General features: G+C 71.4%; 2 protein-coding genes. Both read left to right on the top strand.

Annotated elements, in window-relative coordinates; translation table 11 throughout:
* Window positions 1–1,367 (top strand): glycine cleavage T C-terminal barrel domain-containing protein (locus AB0M20_RS41025; protein ID WP_364306670.1); only part of this gene is annotated, 1,367 nt, incomplete at its 5' end.
* Window positions 1,360–1,845: a sarcosine oxidase subunit gamma family protein gene (locus AB0M20_RS41020; RefSeq protein ID WP_364306668.1), complete on the top strand. Its 486-nt coding sequence runs from the start codon at window positions 1,360–1,362 to the stop codon at window positions 1,843–1,845. The genes AB0M20_RS41025 and AB0M20_RS41020, both read left to right, overlap by 8 nt.
* Window positions 1,846–1,882 lie beyond the last annotated feature (37 nt).

The following is a 1,882-nucleotide window of genomic DNA, read 5'->3' as shown; positions in this document are numbered from 1 at the left end:
ACACCACGATCGGTACCGCGCACGACCAGGGCAAGACCTCCGGGGTGATCACCTCCGGCATCGTGGCCGAGATGCTCGGCGTACCGGTGGCGGACACCGGGACCACGACCTTCCGGCCGCCGTACACCCCGGTGGCGTTCGCCGCGCTCGCCGGGCGCGACCGTGGGCGCCTCTTCGACCCCGAGCGGTACACCGCCCTGCACGACTGGCACGTCGCGGCCGGCGCCGCCTTCGAGGACGTCGGCCAGTGGAAACGACCGCGGTACTACCCGCGGGCGGACGAGGACATGGAGGCCGCGGTCCTGCGCGAGTGCGCCGCCGCGCGGACCGGGGTCGGGATCATCGACGGCTCGACCCTCGGCAAGATCGACGTGCAGGGCCCGGACGCCGCCGTCCTGCTGGACCGGCTCTACACGAACCTGATCAGCAGCCTCAAGCCCGGCATGGTCCGGTACGGCGTCATGTGCGGGGTCGACGGCATGGTGATCGACGACGGCACGGTCATGCGCCTGGCCGAGGACCGCTTCCTGGTGTTCACCACCACCGGCGGCGCGGCGAAGATCCTCGACTGGATGGAGGAGTGGCTGCAGACCGAGTGGCCGCACCTGCGCGTGCACTGCACCTCGGTCACCGAACAGTGGGCCACCTTCCCGGTCGTCGGCCCGCGCTCCCGCGACGTCATCGGCGCGCTCTTCCCCGGCGTCGACGTGTCCAAAGAGGCGTTCCCGTTCATGGCCCTGCGGGAGACCGAGCTCGGCGGCGTCCCGGTGCGCCTGGGCCGGGTCAGCTTCTCCGGCGAGCTGGCCTACGAGGTGTACGTCAACTCGTGGTACGCGGTCGCGGTGTGGGAACGGCTCCTGGAGGCCGGCCGGCCGTACGGCATCACCCCGTACGGCACCGAGACCATGCACGTGCTCCGGGCCGAGAAGGGATACCCGATCATCGGCCAGGACACCGACGGCACGGTCACGCCGCACGATCTGGGCCTGGCGTGGGCGGTGTCGAAGAAGAAGCCCGACTTCATCGGCAAGCGGTCCTTCACCCGCGCGGCCAACCTGGACCCGATGCGCAAGCAACTGGTCGGGTTGCTGCCGGTCGACCGGCGGACCGTGCTGCCCGAGGGTTCGCAGATCGTCGACTTCTGCGCCGACGGCCGGTTGCCCGCCCCGCCGGTGCCGATGCTCGGCCACGTCACGTCCAGCTATCGCAGCGCCGAGCTCGGCCGGCCGTTCGCCCTCGCCCTGGTGCGGGGCGGCCGCTCGCGGATCGGCGAGACCGTTCACGTTCCCGTCGGCGGCGACCTGGTGCCCGTCGAGGTCACCGGCTCGGTGCTGGTCGATCCGGAAGGAGCCCGCCGCGATGGCTGAGCTGACGCGTACCCATCCGCTCGACGCCTGGACGGCGTCCTTCGCCGCGCTGTCGCCGGCCGTGAGCATCTCGGTGCAGCCGTACGTCCCCATGTTCAATGTCCGCTCGGCTCCTCCGACCGGGCCGAACACCTGGGTCGATTTGGACGCCGGGCGGGCGGTCTGGCTCGGGCCGGACGAGTGGCTGTCCATCGGTGCCCTGCCGTCCGGCGGTTCCGTCACCGACGTCTCGGCGCAGCGGATCATCGTACGGCTGACCGGTGCGCGGGTCCGCCAGGTCCTCCCGAAGGGCTGCGCGATCGACCTGCATCCGCGGGTCTTCGGCCGCGGGCGGACCGCGCAGACCACGCTCGGGCGGGCCGGCGTGGTGCTGCTGTCGCTGAGCGAGTCCGGCGACGACTATCTGGTGCTCGTCCGGTCGTCCTTCGCCGGTTATCTGGCCGACTGGCTGCTCGATGCGGCTCTGGAATTCGGGTGAGCGTTTGCCCTAGATCACCGCGCGGATCGCCCGCTCG

This window comes from Actinoplanes sp. NPDC051633 (assembly GCF_040681735.1).
Classification (GTDB): Bacteria; Actinomycetota; Actinomycetes; order Mycobacteriales; family Micromonosporaceae; genus Actinoplanes.
This window is presented reverse-complemented; position numbering and strand designations above follow the sequence as displayed.